At 70.1% G+C, this 17,218-nt stretch carries 14 protein-coding genes; 9 read left to right on the top strand and 5 right to left on the bottom strand.

What is annotated here, in order from left to right; all coding sequences use genetic code 11:
* Window positions 1–184 precede the first annotated feature (184 nt).
* Window positions 185–1,921, top strand: a complete 1,737-nt coding sequence (locus ACICHK_RS38960) for an ABC transporter ATP-binding protein (RefSeq protein ID WP_406840677.1) — start codon at window positions 185–187, stop codon at window positions 1,919–1,921.
* Window positions 1,918–3,840 (top strand): ABC transporter ATP-binding protein, encoded by a 1,923-nt coding sequence (locus tag ACICHK_RS38955; protein WP_406840676.1) that lies wholly within the window; start codon window positions 1,918–1,920, stop codon window positions 3,838–3,840. Before ACICHK_RS38960 ends, ACICHK_RS38955 begins: the two co-directional genes overlap by 4 nt.
* Here the strand turns inward: ACICHK_RS38955 and ACICHK_RS38950 are convergent.
* Window positions 3,830–4,990 carry a cytochrome P450 gene (locus ACICHK_RS38950; protein WP_406840675.1) on the bottom strand — a complete coding sequence of 387 codons (1,161 nt, stop codon included), beginning with the start codon at window positions 4,988–4,990 and terminating at the stop codon, window positions 3,830–3,832. The genes ACICHK_RS38955 and ACICHK_RS38950 overlap by 11 nt on opposite strands.
* 415 nt (window positions 4,991–5,405) lie before the next feature.
* Here ACICHK_RS38950 and ACICHK_RS38945 point away from each other — a divergent pair, with 415 nt between their 5' ends.
* A complete protein-coding gene (locus ACICHK_RS38945) occupies window positions 5,406–6,020 on the top strand; it encodes a LuxR C-terminal-related transcriptional regulator (RefSeq protein ID WP_406840674.1) in 615 nt (204 codons plus the stop codon).
* Between the two features lie 81 nt (window positions 6,021–6,101).
* On the opposite strand, the gene ACICHK_RS38940 is transcribed toward ACICHK_RS38945, so the two are convergent.
* A complete protein-coding gene (locus ACICHK_RS38940; protein WP_406840673.1) occupies window positions 6,102–6,794 on the bottom strand; it encodes a LuxR C-terminal-related transcriptional regulator in 693 nt (230 codons plus the stop codon).
* A complete protein-coding gene (locus tag ACICHK_RS38935) occupies window positions 6,787–8,436 on the bottom strand; it encodes a GMC oxidoreductase (RefSeq protein WP_406840672.1) in 1,650 nt (549 codons plus the stop codon). Before ACICHK_RS38935 ends, ACICHK_RS38940 begins: the two co-directional genes overlap by 8 nt.
* 1,259 nt (window positions 8,437–9,695) lie before the next feature.
* On the opposite strand from ACICHK_RS38935, the gene ACICHK_RS38930 reads away from it, so the two are divergent.
* Window positions 9,696–13,247, top strand: coding sequence for a BTAD domain-containing putative transcriptional regulator (locus ACICHK_RS38930; RefSeq protein WP_406840671.1), 3,552 nt, complete (start codon window positions 9,696–9,698; stop codon window positions 13,245–13,247).
* Between the two features lie 26 nt (window positions 13,248–13,273).
* Here ACICHK_RS38930 and ACICHK_RS38925 read toward each other — a convergent pair whose 3' ends face one another.
* Window positions 13,274–13,783 (bottom strand): GNAT family N-acetyltransferase, encoded by a 510-nt coding sequence (locus ACICHK_RS38925; protein ID WP_406840670.1) that lies wholly within the window; start codon window positions 13,781–13,783, stop codon window positions 13,274–13,276.
* A gap of 117 nt (window positions 13,784–13,900) precedes the next feature.
* On the opposite strand from ACICHK_RS38925, the gene ACICHK_RS38920 reads away from it, so the two are divergent.
* From ACICHK_RS38920 to ACICHK_RS38900, 5 genes are all read left to right on the top strand, one after another.
* Window positions 13,901–14,128: a DUF5133 domain-containing protein gene (locus ACICHK_RS38920; RefSeq protein WP_151473586.1), complete on the top strand. Its 228-nt coding sequence runs from the start codon at window positions 13,901–13,903 to the stop codon at window positions 14,126–14,128.
* Window positions 14,129–14,801: 673 nt separating this feature from the next.
* Window positions 14,802–14,963 carry a hypothetical protein gene (locus ACICHK_RS38915; protein ID WP_406840669.1) on the top strand — a complete coding sequence of 54 codons (162 nt, stop codon included), beginning with the start codon at window positions 14,802–14,804 and terminating at the stop codon, window positions 14,961–14,963.
* Window positions 14,964–15,070: 107 nt separating this feature from the next.
* Complete coding sequence (locus ACICHK_RS38910; RefSeq protein WP_406840668.1) at window positions 15,071–15,538, top strand: cupin domain-containing protein; 468 nt, start codon at window positions 15,071–15,073, stop codon at window positions 15,536–15,538.
* Between the two features lie 68 nt (window positions 15,539–15,606).
* The gene (locus ACICHK_RS38905; RefSeq protein WP_406840667.1) at window positions 15,607–15,795 is read left to right on the top strand and encodes a hypothetical protein; all 189 of its coding nucleotides are present in this window, start codon (window positions 15,607–15,609) and stop codon (window positions 15,793–15,795) included.
* Window positions 15,796–15,920: 125 nt separating this feature from the next.
* Window positions 15,921–16,292, top strand: a complete 372-nt coding sequence (locus tag ACICHK_RS38900) for a hypothetical protein (RefSeq protein ID WP_406840666.1) — start codon at window positions 15,921–15,923, stop codon at window positions 16,290–16,292.
* Between the two features lie 98 nt (window positions 16,293–16,390).
* On the opposite strand, the gene ACICHK_RS38895 is transcribed toward ACICHK_RS38900, so the two are convergent.
* Complete coding sequence (locus ACICHK_RS38895; protein WP_406840665.1) at window positions 16,391–17,086, bottom strand: hypothetical protein; 696 nt, start codon at window positions 17,084–17,086, stop codon at window positions 16,391–16,393.
* Between the last annotated feature and the right edge of the window lie 132 nt (window positions 17,087–17,218).

The raw sequence follows: 17,218 nt of genomic DNA, 5'->3' as shown, positions 1-17,218 counted from the left end.
GTCGCTTCCATTCACTCGCGGACACCCTCGTGCAGTCTCGATCTCCGGGCAGCCGGAATTTCCTAGTGTCGGGAGCGAAAGCGGTGCGGGGACACTAGGGAATCACCGACCCGGTCCGGGGGACGCTGCCCGCGCCGGACGCACGCGCCCGGCGGCCAACCGCCATCGACTTCCGGAGTACCGCGTGCTCTTGCGATTGCTCAGGACGTACCTGCGCCCCTACCGGACCTGGGTCGCGCTGACCGTCACCCTCCAGATCGCGCAGACGCTGGCGCTCCTCATGCTCCCCACGCTGAGCGCGCAGGTCATCGACCGGGGACTGCTGGTGGGGTCGCTGCCGGGGATCATCTGGCTGGGTACGGGGATGCTGCTCCTCGTCGTGGCCCAGCTCGCCGCGCGGCTGGGAGCCGAGTACTTCGCCGCGCGTGCCGCCACCGCGGTCGGCCGCGATCTGAGGTCGGCGATGTTCCGCCACGTGCAGCGGTTCTCCGCGCACGACGTGGGGCGCTTCGGCACGTCCTCCCTGGCCACCAGGACGCTCAACGACGTGCAGCAGGTCCAGACCCTCGCGGCCGACGGGCTGAGCAGCATCATCACCGCGCCGATCATGTGCGTGGTGAGCGTGGTGCTCGCGCTGCGCCAGGACGTGCCGTTGGCGCTGGTCGTGATCGTGCTGATCCCGGTGACGACGGTCGTGGTGGCGGTGATCCTGACCCGGATGGGCCGGCTCTACGACCGCATCCAGGGCGGCATGGACACCATCGGCCGGCTGTTCCGTGAGCAGATCACCGGCGTGCGCGTGGTACGTGCCTTCGTACGGGACACGCACGAGCAGGAGCGGTTCGGCGCGGCGAACACAGAGATGTTCGTGCTGACCCGCGGGGTGCGTCGGCTCGCGGCCGGCATGTTCCCGCTGGTGTGGCTGTTGGGCAACGGGTTCACCGTGGTGGTGGCGTGGATCGGCGCGAAGCGGATCGCCTCGGGCGCGCTGCAGGTCGGAGCGCTGAGCGCGTTCCTCGGATACATCGTGCTGGTGCTGACCTCGATGGTCATCGCCATGTACGTCATGCTCACGGTTCCGAGGGCCGCCGCCGCCGCGCGGCGCATCCGTGAGGTGCTCGACACCGCCCCGGGGACGGCCACGTCCTCCCGGCCGGTCGTGTCCGGGCCGCGGCCGGGGCACCTGGAACTGCGCGGCGTCGGGTTCCGTTATCCCGGCGCGGAGGAGCCGTTCCTGCACGACATCGACCTGATCGCCGGACCCGGCCGGACGGTGGCGGTGATCGGCGGCACCGGGAGCGGCAAGACCACCCTGTTGAACCTGGTGGTGCGGCTGTTCGACGCCACGTCCGGATCGGTGCTGGTGGACGGGGTCGACGTGCGTGATCTGGACGCCGGCACCCGCAGTCGTGCCGTGGGTCTGGTCACGCAGCAGCCTTACCTCTTCGCGGGAACGGTCGCGTCCAACCTGCGCTGGGGCAACGAGAACGCCACCGACGCGGATCTCTGGCACGCGCTCGAGACCGCCCAGGCGCGCGAGTTCGTGGCGGCGATGCCGGGTGGGCTGCAGGCGGAGATCACCCAGGGCGGCACGAACGTCTCGGGCGGGCAGCGGCAGCGGCTCGCCCTCACGAGAACCCTGCTGCGACGGCCCGGGATCTATCTGTTCGACGACTGTTTCTCCGGCCTGGACGCCGCGACGGACCTGGCCGTGCGCAACGCGCTGGCCCCGGAACTCGCCGACGCGACGGTGGTGGTCGTCGCGCAGCGGGTGGGCACCGTCAAGAACGCCGACCTGATCCTCGTGCTGGAGGACGGCCGCGTGGTGGGCCGGGGCTCTCACGAGCAACTGCTGGCGGAGAACGGGACGTACAAGGAGATCGTGCGGTCCCAGCTCGACAACATGGAGGAAGCGGCGTGACCGAGAAGAAGCAGGCCGCCGACCCGGGGGGAACCCTGCGGGCGATCGCGCGGCTGATGCGCCCGCACCGGAGGGTCCTCGCCGTCACCGTCCTGGTGAGCCTCGCCGGGGTCGTGGTGAACATCATCGCCCCGCTCCGCCTCGGGCACGCCACGAACCTGATCGTCGCCGGCGTGGCCGGTGAGGCGCTGCCGGCCGGACTCACCGAGGAGCAGGCACTGGCCCGGCTCCGCGCGGAGGGCCACGGCACCCTCGCCTCCGTGTACGACACGGTCGACTTCACGCCCGGTCACGGCATCGACTTCGCGGCGGTGGCGTCGGTGCTGCTGACGGCGCTGGCCCTGTACGCGGCCGGGTCGGCCGCCAACTTCGTGCAGGAGCGGATCGCGGCGAACGTCGTACAGGCGATCGCCCGGGACGTCAGGACCCGGGCGGAGGCCAAACTGGCCCGGCTGCCCCTCGCCTCCTTCGACGGGCAGCCGCGCGGCGAGCTGCTGAACCGCCTCACCAACGACGTCGACAATCTGCAACAGGTGCTCCAGCAGACGTTCAGTCAGCTGGGCACCGCCGTGCTGTACGCGAGCGGCCTCACCGCGGTGATGTTCGTGATCTCGCCGCTGCTGGCGGCTCTGCTGCTGGCGAGCCTCCCGGTGTGCGCCGTGATCGCGGCGAAGCTGAGTGCCCGGGCCCGGCCGCGGTTCGCCGAGCAGTGGGCCGCGACCGGCGCCCTGGCCACGCACGTCGAGGACATGTACACCGGACACGCGCTTGTACGGGTGTTCGGACGGCAGGCCCACAGCGAGGCGGAGTTCGACGAGCACAACGAGAAGGCGTACCGGGCGGGCTCGGCCGCGCAGTTCCTCGCGGCGACCGTCGAACCCGCACTGGGCTTCGTGTCGAACCTGAACTACGTCGCCGTGTCCGTCATCGGGGTGCTGCGGGTCGCCTCGGGCGCGCTGTCCCTCGGCGAGGTGCAGGCCTTCCTCCAGTACACCCACCAGTTCAGCAACCAGGCGGGCCAGATCGGCGCGGTGGTCGGCAAGCTCCAGTCCGGCCTGGCCTCGGCCGAACGCGTCTTCGCCTTCCTCGACGCCGACGAGCAGTCCGCCGAACCCGCCGAACCGGCCTCCCTCGCCGCCGTGTCCGGTCACGTCGAGTTCCAGGACGTCAGCTTCCGCTACAGACAGGACCGTCCGCTGATCGAGAACTTCTCCTTGTCGGTGCCGCCGGGGACCACGGTCGCGATCGTGGGTCCGACCGGCGCGGGCAAGACGACGCTCGGCAACCTCCTGATGCGCTTCTACGAACCCGATGCCGGGCGGATCCTGCTCGACGGCGTGGGCATCGCGACGATGAGCCGCGAGGCCCTCCGCTCACACATGGGGCTGGTGCTCCAGGACACGTGGCTGTTCGAGGGGACGGTGGCGGAGAACATCGCGTACGGGCGCCCGGAGGCGACGCGCGAGGAGGTCGTCGCCGCGGCCAGGGCCATGCGGGTGGACCACTTCCTGAGGACGCTTCCGAAGGGCTACGACACGGTGCTCGACGAGGCCGCGGGCATCAGCGCCGGCGAGAGACAGCTCATCACGGTGGCGCGGGCGTTCCTCGCCTCGCCGTCCGTGCTGATCCTCGACGAAGCGACCAGTTCGGTGGACACGCGCAGCGAACTGCTGGTGCAGCAGGCCATGGCAAGGCTGCGCCGGGGCCGCACCAGTTTCGTGATCGCGCACCGGCTGTCCACCGTCCGTGACGCCGACCTGATCCTCGTCATGCACCGGGGCAGGATCGTCGAGCAGGGCACGCACGACGAACTCCTCGCCGTCGACGGCGCCTACGCCCGTCTGTACACGGCACAGTTCGAAGCCGTGTCGGGAGACACCCGAAGGGGTGCCTCCCGACAGAGCGGTGTCACCAGGTGATGCTCAGCTCGGGCATGGTCGAGAACAGCCGGTCCGTCTCGCGGTTCAGCTCGTCGAGCGGCACCGCGAGACGGATGGAGGGCGCTCGCTCGAACAGGGTCGTGTAGACGGTCCGCAGCTCCATCCGGGCCAGGGGCGCGCCGAGACAGTGCCAGATGCCGTGCGCGAACGCCAGGTGCTGGTTCGGGCTGCGCGTGAGGTCGACGGCCTCCGGGTTCTCGAAGGCGCGTGCGTCGAAGTTGGCCAGCGCGAAGTCCGGCAGCACGAGGTCTCCGGCCCGGATGGTCACCCCCGCGATCTCGATGTCCGCGTTGGCGTAATGGGGTTGCGCCCCACCACCGTGACTCGCGGTGCGCAGCATCTCCTCGACCACCGGCTCGACCAGCGCGGGGTCGTGGCTCAGCGCCTCTCGCAGCGCGTCATCGGTGGCCAGCCGGGCCACGCCGAACCCAATGTGCGTGGCGACGCTCTCGCCGCCGGCGAACAGCAGCATCGCGACGAGCGTCGCCACCCGCTCATCGGTCTGTCCCGCGGCGACCAGTCCGGACATCATGTCCTCGCGCGGTTCGGCCCGCCTCTGCGCCGCGATCCCGGCCAGGTAGGCGTCGAGGGTGGCGTCGCCGTCGCCCGCGCCGAGACCGGCCATCTGGTGCAGAAGCCGGCCGACCAGCTCCTGGTCGGCCACGGGGATGCCGACGAGTTCGCACATCACTCGCATGGCCAACGGACGCGCCAGCACCTTCTGCAGTTCCGCCGGGGATTCGCCGGCCAGCATCGTGTCGACCAGTTCCGCCACGGCCGCCTCGACCTTGGGCCGCATCCCCCGCATGGACGTGCGGGAGAAGTACGGCGTGAGCAACGCCCGGATCTCGGCATGACGTCCGAACTCGGTCATGATCTGCTCGAAGACCGGACTCGGCGCGTATTTCGGCGCGTTGGCCGGGTCCGGATGCGAGCGACCCAGCCTCCTGTCGACGAGCAGCCGCTTGATCTCCGGAGCGCCCATGACCAGCCAGGCCTCGTCACCGGTGTAGGTTCTGACCTTCCAGATGGGCCGCTCCGCCTGCATCGCCCGCAATTCCTCGTTGATTCCGAGCAGGGGCGAGGTCAGCGACGCCATCGAGGGAATGTTGTTTTCGGCCATGGTCATGGCTCGCGTCCTCTCCGCATGAAGGCCGGTGGCACCGGACATTCTCATGACGCCGTCGGCCGGAAATCCCTAGAAAGCCGACCGATATCCGACGCGATGACAGCGGACGGGAACCGTGACGCTAATCACGTCGAGTTGCGGCGTGGATAAACGTGCAACTAGCCTTCGGCACAAGAAGTATCTGGGCTGGAACCGATTTTCCGACGACTTCCGTCCGACACCGACGCTTCGTCCGACACCTCGCGCATCGGGGATCCGGGTGATGTTGACCAGCTCAGCAGAAGCCACTGGCGCAGTCGTCTGACAACTTCCCACGAGGAACTTCATGCCAGATGCATTAAATTGTCCGGCGGAACACCCCCGGGCTGAAATCAATCACTCTGCGCACCAACGCACACCGTCCCGGTCGGCGGCCATGTTCCGTTCCCTTTTCGAGCGTTCCGGAGTCGGAGTGGCGACGCTGGACCCGCACAGCCGGATCCGACGGGCCAACGACGCCATGCTCGCCCTGCTGGACCGCAGCACCTCCGAGGTCCGTGACATCGCGTTCGCCGACCTCCTCCACCCTGACAGCCGCCCCCGGCTACGGGCCGGTCTCGATCAGCTCCGTCTCGGCCGCACCGGCCGTCTCACCGAGTACGTCAAGGTGCCGCGCCCGGACAACGCGGTGGGGGGCAATCTCACGGCACTGCGGATGCAGGCCGATGCCCGCGCCGACAGTCCGCTCCTCGTGCTGGTCCAGGTCGACCTTCCGACCCCCGCATGCCCGCCGGGCGGTGCCCGGTCGCCCCTGCTGAGCGAGATGGAGGCCAGAATCCTCGAGAAGGTCGCCGCCGGTGCCTCCACCGTGCAGTTGGCCGGCCGGCTGCACCTGAGCTGCAAAGGCATCGAGTACCACGTCGGCGCCATGTTGCGGAAGCTGGACGTTCCCAACCGGCCGGCGCTCGTCTCCCGCGCCTACACGCTGGGCATTCTGAGCAGTGGCAGTTGGCCACCCCGGGTGCGGCAGGAGTACGTCAAAAGCCCCTGACGAGTCCGGCTGAAACCACGATCCGACAGGAAGCGGAGCCGCCCGGCGGACCACCGGGCGGCTCCGCTTCCCTTCGTCCCCTCAGGCCTGCACGTAGGCCGACTGCACGGTGGGCGGCCAGCTGTCGGCGGTCAGCAGGCCCATGGAGTAGGCCTTCGAGGCCAGTTCGGTTCGGTTGACGGCCTTGAACCTGCGCATCAGAGCCGTGATCCGGTACTCCACCCCGCCCCGGCTCATGTGCAGGACGGTCGCCAGCTTGTCCGTGGACATCCCCGCGGCGACGCCTTCCAGGATCTTGGCGTCCATCGGGGCGAGCAGCATTCCGCGCCGGACCATCGCCTGCGTCTTGCCGACCCGGGAGGTCCGGCCCACCAGCACCAGAATGGAATCGACCTCACCGAGCGACCTGACCGCCGATACGGCGATCAGCTCACCGAACAGCAGCGCGCCGTCCTGCCGGACCGCGATGAACTTTCCTCCGACACGGTCACGCTCACCGGCGCCGAGCAGTTCCAGATCGCGGCCTATGGATCGTCGTGCCGTCGGATGCAGGAACGTCGAGAACGGGCGGCCGTAACTGTCCCGGGGATTGCGGCCGAACTGTGCGAGGAAGTCGGTGTTGGCTTCACGCAGACACAAGGAGCGATCCAGCGTGGCCATGCACAGTCCGGACCGCTCGAACATCAACCGGAATATCTCACCGTACTCCGATCCCCGTTTCGTCGCGGTGGAGGAAACAGGGGCCACCGTCGTGGCACGCGTTTCGTCAATCACGGCGTGAATCCTTGACGTCCTCCCGGATGACGCGTTCGACGTTCCGCTCCGCCAGCGCCGTGATGGTCACGAACGGGTTGACACCGATGCTGCCGGGTATGAGCGAGCCGTCGGTCACATAGAGGTTCTTGTATCCGGTGACACGGCCGTAGTTGTCGGTGGCCCTGCCGAGGACGCAGCCGCCGAGCGGGTGGTAGCAGAAGTCGTCGGCGAAGGCCTTGAGCTGCTTGCCGAAGAGGTCGTACCGGTACATGGTGGTGTTGGCCCTGTTGATGCGGTCGAACAGCGACTTCGCGGCCGCGACCGCGGGCGCGTTCTGTTCCCGGGTCCAGCGCAGGTCCGCCCGGTCCTCGGCGGCGTCGTAGACGAAGGTGCCGCGCTCCGGGTTCTTGGTGATGGCCAGGTACAGGCTGACCCAGGTCTCCAGGCCGGCCGGCATGGGGGCGATCTCGGCGAATACGGGGGCGTCGGGGTTGTCCCAGTCGTCGATGCCGAGGGCGGGGATCGACGACTGATGGCTGCCCGTGGGGTTCCACACGTGGTTGGCGCGGGCGGTCATGATGTTGCCGTTGGGGCCCCAGCCTCCGCCGATCTCCGAGCCGAGGTTCGGAAGGGCTCCGGTCTCCCGGGCACGCAGCAGCAGTTCGGTCGAGCCGAGGCTGCCGGCACCGAGGAAGAGGTGGCGACAGGAGATCTCCTTGGTCGCGAGCAGCTTGCCGCCGGCGTCCTTCTGCTCGACGGTCAGCAGGTAGGTGCCGTCGTTGCGCTGCCGGATCGCCTTGACCTGGTGCAGGGTCTCGATGGTGACCTTGCCGGTGCCGAGGGCGGCCGCCAGGTAGCTCTTGTCGAGGGAGACCTTGCCGTGGTTGTTGCCGTAGATGACCTCGGCGGCCAGCGCGGATCTGGCCGCCGTGCCGTCCGCCTCACGGCGCATGTGGTCCCAGTCGTAGACGTTGGGCACGAAGGTGGTGCTCAGGCCCGCGTTCGAGGCCTGCCGGCGCGAGACACGCGCGTACGTGTACCACTCCGTCTCCTCGAACCAGGCCTTGTCGATGGTCTTCACGCGGAGGGTGGAATTCGCGCGCGGGAAGTACTTGGTGTACATCTCGTCGGCGTCGACCTGGGGCAGCACCTCCTCGAAGTACGAGCGCCGGGGTGTGACCGCCATGCCGCCGTTGACGAGCGAACCACCGCCGACACCGCGTCCCACGTACACGGACATCTGGTCGAAGTTGACCCGGTCCAGTACACCGGCGTAGGGCTCGATGTCCCGGTTGGCGACGTCGAGCCACAGGAAGGAGCCGAGCGGGGCCTCGGTGCGGCTCTTGAACCAGCTGGAGCGCTTGTCGGGCCGGAGCATCCCGCTGAACACGTTGCCGTCCGGGCCGGGCTGGTTCCACAGCCGGCCCATCTCCAGCATCAGGGTGGACACTCCTGCCTCACCGAGACGGAGCGCGGAGACGGCCGCGCCGTATCCGGTGCCGACCACGACGGCGGGGACGAACGTGCCGTCGGACACACCGGCCTCGGCGGCGGCGGCCCGGGGTGCTGCGGTGATCGTGCTCTGCCCTGCGAGTGCGGCAGCGCCCAAGGCCGTCAGACCGAGCATGCGGCGGCGTGACAGGGACTGTTGTGCGGTCATGTGCTGTGCTCCTTGGCGGTGAAGGCGGGGAAGGAGGAAGGGGAAGGAGGAATCGGAAGGCCGGGCCCGCGCGGCCTGATGGGTGTCCGGTGAAGCGCGAAGGCGGTCGCCGGCGTCCGGATCGGGTTCGGGGACGTCGCGGAGGGCGGGCCATGGACGGACGGCCGCTCGACGTGCGGAAGGGGGCGTGGGGCATGGTTCGTTCACGGGCGGGCCACGCCCACACGTGTGTCTTCGGGCGCGCGCCGGGCCGAGCGGCAACTCGTGGAACGCGGCCGGTCCGGGTCGTCCCGTACCGGGGACCGCGGCGGGCACCGGTGAGACGCCTCGCCACGGCGCGCCGACTCGCTCCAGCCGTCCTGCCCTGCCGCGGGCGGGTGACCGGCGACGCGGGTCCGCGCCCGCTCACCTCACGACGTCATCGACGACCTCGGGCGGGCGGGCACAGGCGGACAGGTCGTGCGGCGCTTGACGCTCCGGCGGTCGAAGCAGCGGTTTTCCGCCAAAGGCACGGCGAAGGCGTAAATTCCGAGAACAGGTCCCTGGACGGGCCATTTAACCAGTCGGTGAACTGCCGGAAATTCCTGGGCCCTTGCTGGACGGTCGGTGTGATATAGAGGCTTGCCACGAGCAGGCCCGGAGCTGCAAGTGCTTCATTCAGCAAGAAAAGGCCCCCTGTCCGAAACTTGAGCACGAAATCAGTCCGAAGGCCGGTGTGCGGTCGTCGGACCGTCCACAGGGGCTTCATCGGCCCTGGACCAGCGGTGTCTCCAGACACCGGAATCGTGCGTCACCGCCCTTGCAGGGTCCTGGTCGAGCCGCTGACGACCCCTTGCCGTCGGCCGCCGCCCTTTTTCCGCCCCCTGGACGGAATCCTTGCCCAATGCCTGCCTGTTTCTTGCCGAACAGAGCGAGGTGGTGGCCCGGGACTCCTCGAGTTCGCCATCATGGGGCCGGAGTTCGCGGCACGATCCGCCGGACCCGAAAGCAGCCCGGCGTGTCCGCCGTCACCTGGGGCACCGTGTCATGCGTCACTCGGACCGCGGCTTCCCGTGGCTCCGTCTCAGCCTCCATGGCCGACAGGCCCGGCGTGCCGTTTGTCACGACCGCGGGTAACACCATTACGGTATTACGGTTTCTTCATGATCAGTTCTACCCAATACCCACTCCTCCGTGATGCAGCCGAAATCGCCGATGGCCCTTCACCGCTGTCGACCGTCGGCGTCGACTCCGGCCGCGGCTGAACGATAGGGACCGTCATGCCCGTACCCCCGACCGCGAACGGGTCGCCCACGAACACCGGCCGGGCCGAGCTCTTTCTGAGCGTCCTGGGACCCATGTCGGCGCACCTCGACGGACACGACCTCCCGCTCGGCCCGCCGCGCCGACGGACGCTGTTGGCTCTGCTGCTCATCCGTCTCGGCCGTGTGGTGCCCACCGAACTGCTCGTGGAGGAACTGTGGAGTGACGGAGCGCCCCGGCACGCCGTCGCCACCCTGCAGAGCCATGTCTCGCACCTGCGCCGGTCACTGCACGCGGCGGCGGGACCGGGTCGTCCCTCGGTGCTGCGTCACAGGACACCCGGCTACGTCCTCGACCTCGATCCCGAGCACGTCGATGCCTGCCGCTTCGAGCGTCTGGTCACCGACGGACGGCTGCTGCTCAAGCAGAGCGATCCGCGTACCGCGCAGGCCCGGCTCACCGAGGCCCTCCAGTTGTGGCGCGGTTCGCCGTACGCGGAGTTCGACGGCCATCCGCCGCTCAGCGACGAGTGTGCCCGGCTCGAACAGATCCGGCTCACCGCCGTGGAGTCCCGCGCGGAGGCGCGGCTGGCTCTCGGCGCGGCCGAGGAGGTCGCCGCCGATCTGGACGGGGAAGCGCGCCGGCACCCCACACGCGAGCGACTGGTCGGCCACCTCATGACAGCACTGTCCCGCCTCGGCCGGCAGGCCGAGGCGCTGGAGGTGTACGAGCGGACGCGCAGCCATCTGGCCGAGGAGTTCGGTGTCGACATCGCGGCCGAACTGCGCCAGGTCAGAGACCTGATAGTGCGCCAGGAGCCGGGAGCGGGCGCTCCGTCCGAGAAGCTCCCTCCCGCACGGCCCGCGTCCACCGCCCCCTCCCCCGCGCCGCCGGTGAGGAACGGGACCGCAGCCGGCGCACCACCGGGCTCGTCACGCTCCGACGGCAGCACGGCTGTCACCGACTGCGGGCACGACGGGACGGTGGCGACCGGCGACGCCCTCGCGGCAGCCGGCTCACCGCCGTCCGCCGGACGCGACGAGAGCACGGGGACCGACGCGCGCCCGAGGACGCGGGCCGATCTGCCGCCCGGGGCACGGGCGGACGCCGACGGCGCGCGGGACGGGAGAGCACGGCGGCGAGGCTTACCCTGGCCGGCGTACGAGCCGGCGACTGCCCCGGGAGCCGACGCGTCCCCGGAGCCCGAGTCGGGGCGGACGGCCGCCCCGTCACCGTTCACCGGCCGCGGCCAGGAACTCGACCGTCTGACCGCCGCTGCCGTGAGTGCCGCGGTGGGCCGGGGCCACGTGGCCGGCGTCCTCGGCCCCCCGGGCGTCGGAAAGACCCGCCTGCTGCTCGAACTCGCCGCCCGGCTGGAAAGCATGGAGGCGCGGCAGGAGGGCACCGGACTGGAGGTCGTCTGGAGCCACTGCTTCCCCGACGAGGGCGTCCCCGCCTACTGGCTGTGGACCCAGGTCCTGCGGCGGCTGTCCGCCACCCGGCCGGACGCCTTCCGTGAGGCGACACGACCGTACGACGCCCTGCTCGCCCCGCTCATACCCGAACGGTCGGCGGCCCGGACCGAAGACCCCGGCGTGTCCGCCAACGGGCCCCAGGACCTCTTCCTCGCCCATGACGCCGTCTGCGAGGTGCTGCTCGACCTCGCCGGACGACACCCGCTCGTGCTGCTCCTCGAAGATCTGCAATGGGCGGACACCGTCTCCCTCGACCTCCTCAGACTGCTGCGCACCCGGTGCCAGGGCCATCCGCTCGGGATCGTGTTCACGGCCCGGGAGTTCGAGGCCGAGTCGGACGGGACGCTGCGCCGGATCGTCTCCGACGTGTTGCGCGGGCCCAGAACCGAGACGCTGCGGCTGGGCGGGCTCTCCCTGCACGGCATCGCCGACCTTGTCGAGGCACATGCGGGGTCCGGTGTGGACCCGAGCGTCGTCGAGGTGCTGCACCGGCGCAGCGAAGGCAACCCGTACTTCGTGATGCAGTTCCTCTCCCTCGTGGGCGACGCGCGCAGACTCCGTCGCCCGGACGCGGCCGACGCGCTCCTGGCGCACATTCCCACCGGCATTCGCGAGGTGCTGCACCAGCGGTTCGCCGCGCTGCCCGAGCCGGTGCTGCGACTGCTCCGGCTGTGCGCCGTCATCGGCACCGAGGTGGACACCGACCTGCTGCACCGGACCGCCACGCCCGACGAACCGGTCGCCACCGGTCTCGAATCGGCCCTGCGCGCCGGTCTGCTCGGGGAGGAGCCGCATGATCCGGGGCGGCTGCACTTCGCTCACGCCCTGGTCCAGGAGACGCTCATCGACGAACTGCCCCGTGCGGAACGCCATCACCTGCACGCCAGGATCGCCGAGGCGCTGGGCGCACGCCAGGGCGGGCAGACGGGCGACGAGGAGCGGGTGGCGCATCACAGCTGGCACGCCAGGAGCGTGCTGCCCGCCGCCCAGGTGCTCCCCCGGCTGCTGCTCGCCGCGGAACAGGCCGAACTGTCCATGGCGTACGAGCAGGTGGAGATCTGGCTGCGCCGCGCACAGCACCTGATCAGGTTCCTGCCCTCGGACGATCCCGCCACGGCGCGGCTGGAGCAGAGGCTGCACATCCAGCTCGGCCAGGTACTCGCCACCACGCGCGGCTACGGGGACCGCGAGGCCGAGACGGCCCTGACGCACGGCCGCGCCCTGAACGCGGCCACGCAGGCTCCCGAGGATCCGTCGGTGCTCTGGGCGCTGTGCGCGGCGCACCTGGTCACCGGCCGCTACGACACCTCGCGACAGCTGTCCGGCCTGCTGCGGGACATCTCGCGCCGGACCTGGGAGCCCGTGGCGGCGCTCGGCGCGGCCTACGGCGAAGGCATCGTGCTGCACGTGCGCGGAATGCTGCCGCAGGCGCTCGTCGAACTGGAGCGCGGCGTCGACACGGCGGACCGTGTGGCCGACGAGGTCCGTGTGCTGGCACGTACCTTCCAGCACGACCCGCGCGTCTCCTGCCGCTCCTACGACACCTTCACCCACTGGCTCCTCGGGAACCGGGGCACCGCCGATGCGCGCCGACGGGAACTGCTGAGCATCACCGAGTACGAGAGCAGGCCCTCCGACCGCTCCTTCGCCCTCTACGTGGACGGGGTCGTGGCGGCCTGGGAGGGTGACGTCCACACCGCGCTCGCCTCGAGCGACGAGGGTGTCCGGGTCGCGGGCGAGTACGGACTGCTCTACTGGAAGGCGATGTTGGGCGTCGTCAAGGGGTGGGGCCTGGCGCAGGCGGGAGACCCCGACGACGGCCTGTCCCTCATGCACATCTCGCTGGCCGAACTGGGCCGGTCCGGGGCGTACCTGCGCCACCCCCTCCACCTGGGCCTGCTGGGGCAGGCGCAGCTGGGCAGCGGGCGTGCCGAGGCGGCGAGGACCACCTTCCGGACGATGCTGGCCGCGGTCGGACAACGCCGTGAGCGTGTGTACCTCCACCCCGCGCTGCCCGCGACCCCGCTGCTGCACGAGCTGCTGGGCCCGGGTGCCGACGAGTGGTCCGACCCGACCGGCTCTCCGTCCCCGTGAGGCACCGCAGGCCGCCCGGGACGTGATCAGGCCGGTTCGGTCCTGCGTTCCAGCAGGGTGACCGTGACGTCGGGCGCGATCCGGCGCCGGCCGACCGGTGTGAATCCGCGCCGGCGATAGAGCGCGATCGCGGGCAGGTTGGCGGTTCCGGTGGAGACGACGGTCAGTTCCGCCGGCTCGATCGAGTCCAGGGCGTCGAGCAGTGCCGTCGCGACGCCGCGGCGATGCGCGGCGGGATGGACCACGAGGCGGCAGATGTCCAGGGCGCCGTTCGGCAAGCGGGTCCAGGCGACCGCTCCGACCAGTCCCGACGCGTCGCGGACCCCGAGGAAGGACTCGTCACTCGCGCGCAACTGCTCAGGGGTCTCGTGCAGGGGCGGGATGCCGTCGAAGCCGATGAGCCGGGCTTCGACCGCGTAGGAGGCCCGCTGGAGGTCCCACAGAGGACGCAGGGTGCCGGGGTCGGACAGGTCGAGCCGGACGGGCTCGGCAAAGGGCCTGGGGGATGCGGTGGCGGCGTTCCGTCGGCCGGTCATGCCGTGATCCTTTCAGAACAGCCGCCGGACCGGAACACAGGGGAATGGCGGGCGGGCTCCGGGGCACAGGAGCCGGTGTATGAGCCTTGGTGACGATGGCGATCAGGGAGACTTGCGATGCTCATGGCACACCCCGCGGTACTGGCGCGCTTGATCGAGCAGTACGAGACGCTGCGGATCCTGCAAGCTGAAAAGGGCGGCCCCGAGGTACGCCGGCGTATGGACGACATCGCCTACACCCTGTGCGTGTCGACCGGCACCCGCGACATCGATACGGCCCTCGTCGCCGCCCGCCACCGGCTGCCCGGCGCACGCCCGCACGACGACTCCCTCGTCACGCTCTGACCCCACCCATCACCGCGACATGTCAGACCTCATGTCCACCTGACCGGGGACTGTCCGGAACCTGCGACACGTGAATACACGACCTCGCCGGTACGGGGGTCGGGAGGGTGGCGCCCGGAGGGCGCCACACCGGCACACGATGATCGCAGCCATCGGCCCCCGTCCCGCCGGGCGCCGAGGGGAACGGCGTCCTTGTCAGGACCAGAGAGTCCACCTCTGGTTGACGACGCCGTTACACGGATACTGGCGGAGCTGGTCCCCCAAGGCGCCGCTCGTCGAATCGCTGGTTGGGCAGGCAGCCGTCGGTGGCCCACTGTATGACTCGGGCTCCGTCCGCGAATGACGCGCTCTCCACGTCCGCCCATGACTGTCGGTACTCGCTGCGAATTCTGGTGCCACCCACTGCTGCTGCTTCGCCCGGCGATGCCGCTGCCGCGGAGGTCGCTCCCGAGACAAGGACAAGTCCGCCCACCAGGGCGGCCGCGAATCTCCTGCTGATGCGTCCGGACATGTCCGCTCCTCCTGCTCGGTGCCCCGGGACCGGGGCGTCTGGGCTCAAGAGCATGCGGGACGGCCGTCGACGTCCACCAGAACACATATCGGGTCATGATCATTCCTTGGATTCGACGCCGCTCCGAGGCTTTGAACCGGTAGATCGTCTCGCGTGACTCGCGTGCAACTGACTGACCAGGGGTGGAAGTTCACGGGGCCTTGTCTGCAGGTCGACGCGTACGGCCCGTACCCCGAGCGGCTGCGGCAGCAGTTCGAGGGTGTGATCCGGCGGTTCGGGACCGGCGGACAACGGCGGGAGATGCCACAGGGGTCCGGCCCCTGACCGACCGTCTCCAACCGCTTCCGGCAAGGGCGGGAGGCCGGCGCGTTCGACGCTCTGCCGGAGGGCTCACCCGCGTGGGACGAGGATGGCTGGGCCACAATGCAGTCATGAATGATCAGGACCGGACTCCCGTTCGCCCGCTTCTGCGCCGCCCCCAGGACGGCGAGCTCATCGACGTCGCCGGTGTCGAGCATTTCTTCCGGCTCACCGCGGAGCACACGGGCGGGCACTTCGCCTTCGAGGAGTTCGGCCTGGCCCCTGGCACCATCGGTGCCAGGCCGCACGTCCACGACGGACACGACGAATACTTCTACGTTCTCGAGGGCGAGTTGACCCTCCACACCGGGGACGGCGAGGTGACGGTCGGCCCCGGGCATCTGCTCGCCGCCACGCGCGGCACCCCGCACGGCTTCCGCAACGCGGGCCCGGTCCCCGCACGCGCCCTGTGCCTCTACACGCCTGCGGGCTACGAAAACTACTTCCGCGACATCCACGCCGCCGTGAGCGCCGGGGCCGAAGCGACCGACGAACTCTTGGCGGAGTTCCGCAGCCGTTACCGCACCAGCTCCTACTAGACCGCCCCGCAGCCGCTGACCGGTCGGACTGCGACCGGTCCGGTCGCCTCGATGACATCCCGGCCGCGTTGTTCGGCCCGCTCTACGGCTTCGGCCCGGACACCGTCCGCCTCTCCCCCGCGCCGGTCCACCACGCCGCGCCGCTGCGCTTCGGCGGTGTGGTGCACGCCTGCGGCGGGACCGTGGTGATGCTGCGGCACTTCGACGCGGAACAGGCCCTTTCCGCCATCGAGCGCCATCGGGTGACCCACACCTAGGGGGTGCCGGCCATGTTCGTCAGGGCGCTGAAGCCGCCCGCCGAAGTCCGTACCCGGTACGACCTCTCCTCGCTGCGGGTGGCGGTGCACGCGCCGCGCCCTGCCCGGTCGACGTCAAGCGGGCCATGATCGCCTGGTGGGGGCCGATCATCCACGAGTACTACGCGGCGACCGAGGGCATCGGGGCGACGTTCATCGACACCGAGGAGTGGCTGCGGAGGCCCGGCTCGGCCGGCCGGGTCCTGCTGGGCACCGTGCGGATCTGCGCCGAGGACGGCGGGGAGCTGCCGCCGGGACGGACCGGGACGGTCTACTTCGAGCGCGACGAGCCGCCGTTCGTCCACCACGGGGATCCCGAGCGGACCCGCGGGGCGCAGCATCCGCGCCACGGGGAGTTCGTCGGCGCACTGCCCCGCACGCCCACCGGAAAACTGCTCAAGCACACCCTGGTCGACCGCCATCGGCGCTCCCGCGGGAACGGCCTGGACGGTCGATGACCGGCGACGCCGTTGCGGTGGTCCGGGAGGAATCACTGCCGCTCGGGACCAGGCCTGTCTCCGAACGTGATCGTCCGGTTCGGGCCGGTGGGACTCCGTCAGGTGAGCACCCATCGGGGCTCGTGTTCGAGATCGGCCGGGCAGATGAAGACATGCAGGTCCCGGTCCCGGCCGAAGCGGAGCCGAGTGGGCTGGGCGACGAATTGGCCACCCCGGATCGATGCCTTCCCCCTCAGGGACGGGTCACGGTCCTCCAGTGGCACCCAGCTGTGCGAGCCGGCGTCCATCTCGTGGCCCTCGGCCGTCAGCAGAAGCCGCATCGGGGTCGCGCAGGACGCACAGTCGATGGACATCGGGCCTGTCGACGCCCAGCTGGGGAATCCTCCGACGCGCCAGCCGGGAGGAATCGACAGGTCGCTCTGGTAGTTGGGGGCGTCGGGGCCGTGTTCCGCGATCTGGGCGTCCTCCCACTCATCGATGCGCGCGATCAGCGAGGCGGGCAGTGTGTCCCCCTCCGCCCAGGGATAGGTGTCCACCTCTTCCGGGTGCAGGACACACGGCTCGGGAAGTTCGTGCTCCCACCGCAGCAGGGGCACGTGGGGCAGATCCGCGAGGAAGCGTTCCGCCTGCTCGGTCTGCCCGGTCTGCCGCCACCGCAGGCGGTAGCGGCGCTCCAGGTACGGTCCGTGGGTGAAGGGGCAGCGGAAGAGCTGCACCAGATCCGCGCCGTCGGGCCCGCAGGCAAGACCGGGGATGTCACGGCGGAAGAACTGGGCCAGGCCCACGAAGGGCACCGGACCGTCCCTCCCGGGAGCTTCCGCGCGAGACCACGGCCGGCTCGGAGGAAAGACGCCTGCGGCCCGAGCACCGCGGATCTCCTCCGGTGCGTACCCCTCGGTCTCGCGCTGGTGCGGCTCATGGCAGAG

Origin of the sequence: Streptomyces sp. AHU1 (assembly GCF_045343905.1) — a bacterium.
GTDB lineage: Bacteria > Actinomycetota > Actinomycetes > Streptomycetales > Streptomycetaceae > Streptomyces > Streptomyces triticiradicis.
This window is presented reverse-complemented; position numbering and strand designations above follow the sequence as displayed.

Bases quoted from the DNA above. Each gene is read 5' to 3' on its own strand.
- ACICHK_RS38910 (WP_406840668.1), top strand. From the start codon at position 15,071: ATGAATGATCAGGACCGGACTCCCGTTCGCCCGCTTCTGCGCCGCCCC.
- ACICHK_RS38930 (WP_406840671.1), top strand. From the start codon at position 9,696: ATGCCCGTACCCCCGACCGCGAACGGGTCGCCCACGAACACCGGCCGG.
- ACICHK_RS38935 (WP_406840672.1), bottom strand. From the start codon at position 8,436: ATGACCGCACAACAGTCCCTGTCACGCCGCCGCATGCTCGGTCTGACG.
- ACICHK_RS38920 (WP_151473586.1), top strand. From the start codon at position 13,901: ATGCTCATGGCACACCCCGCGGTACTGGCGCGCTTGATCGAGCAGTAC.
- ACICHK_RS38945 (WP_406840674.1), top strand. From the start codon at position 5,406: ATGTTCCGTTCCCTTTTCGAGCGTTCCGGAGTCGGAGTGGCGACGCTG.
- ACICHK_RS38950 (WP_406840675.1), bottom strand. From the start codon at position 4,990: ATGACCATGGCCGAAAACAACATTCCCTCGATGGCGTCGCTGACCTCG.
- ACICHK_RS38925 (WP_406840670.1), bottom strand. From the start codon at position 13,783: ATGACCGGCCGACGGAACGCCGCCACCGCATCCCCCAGGCCCTTTGCC.
- ACICHK_RS38900 (WP_406840666.1), top strand. From the start codon at position 15,921: ATGATCGCCTGGTGGGGGCCGATCATCCACGAGTACTACGCGGCGACC.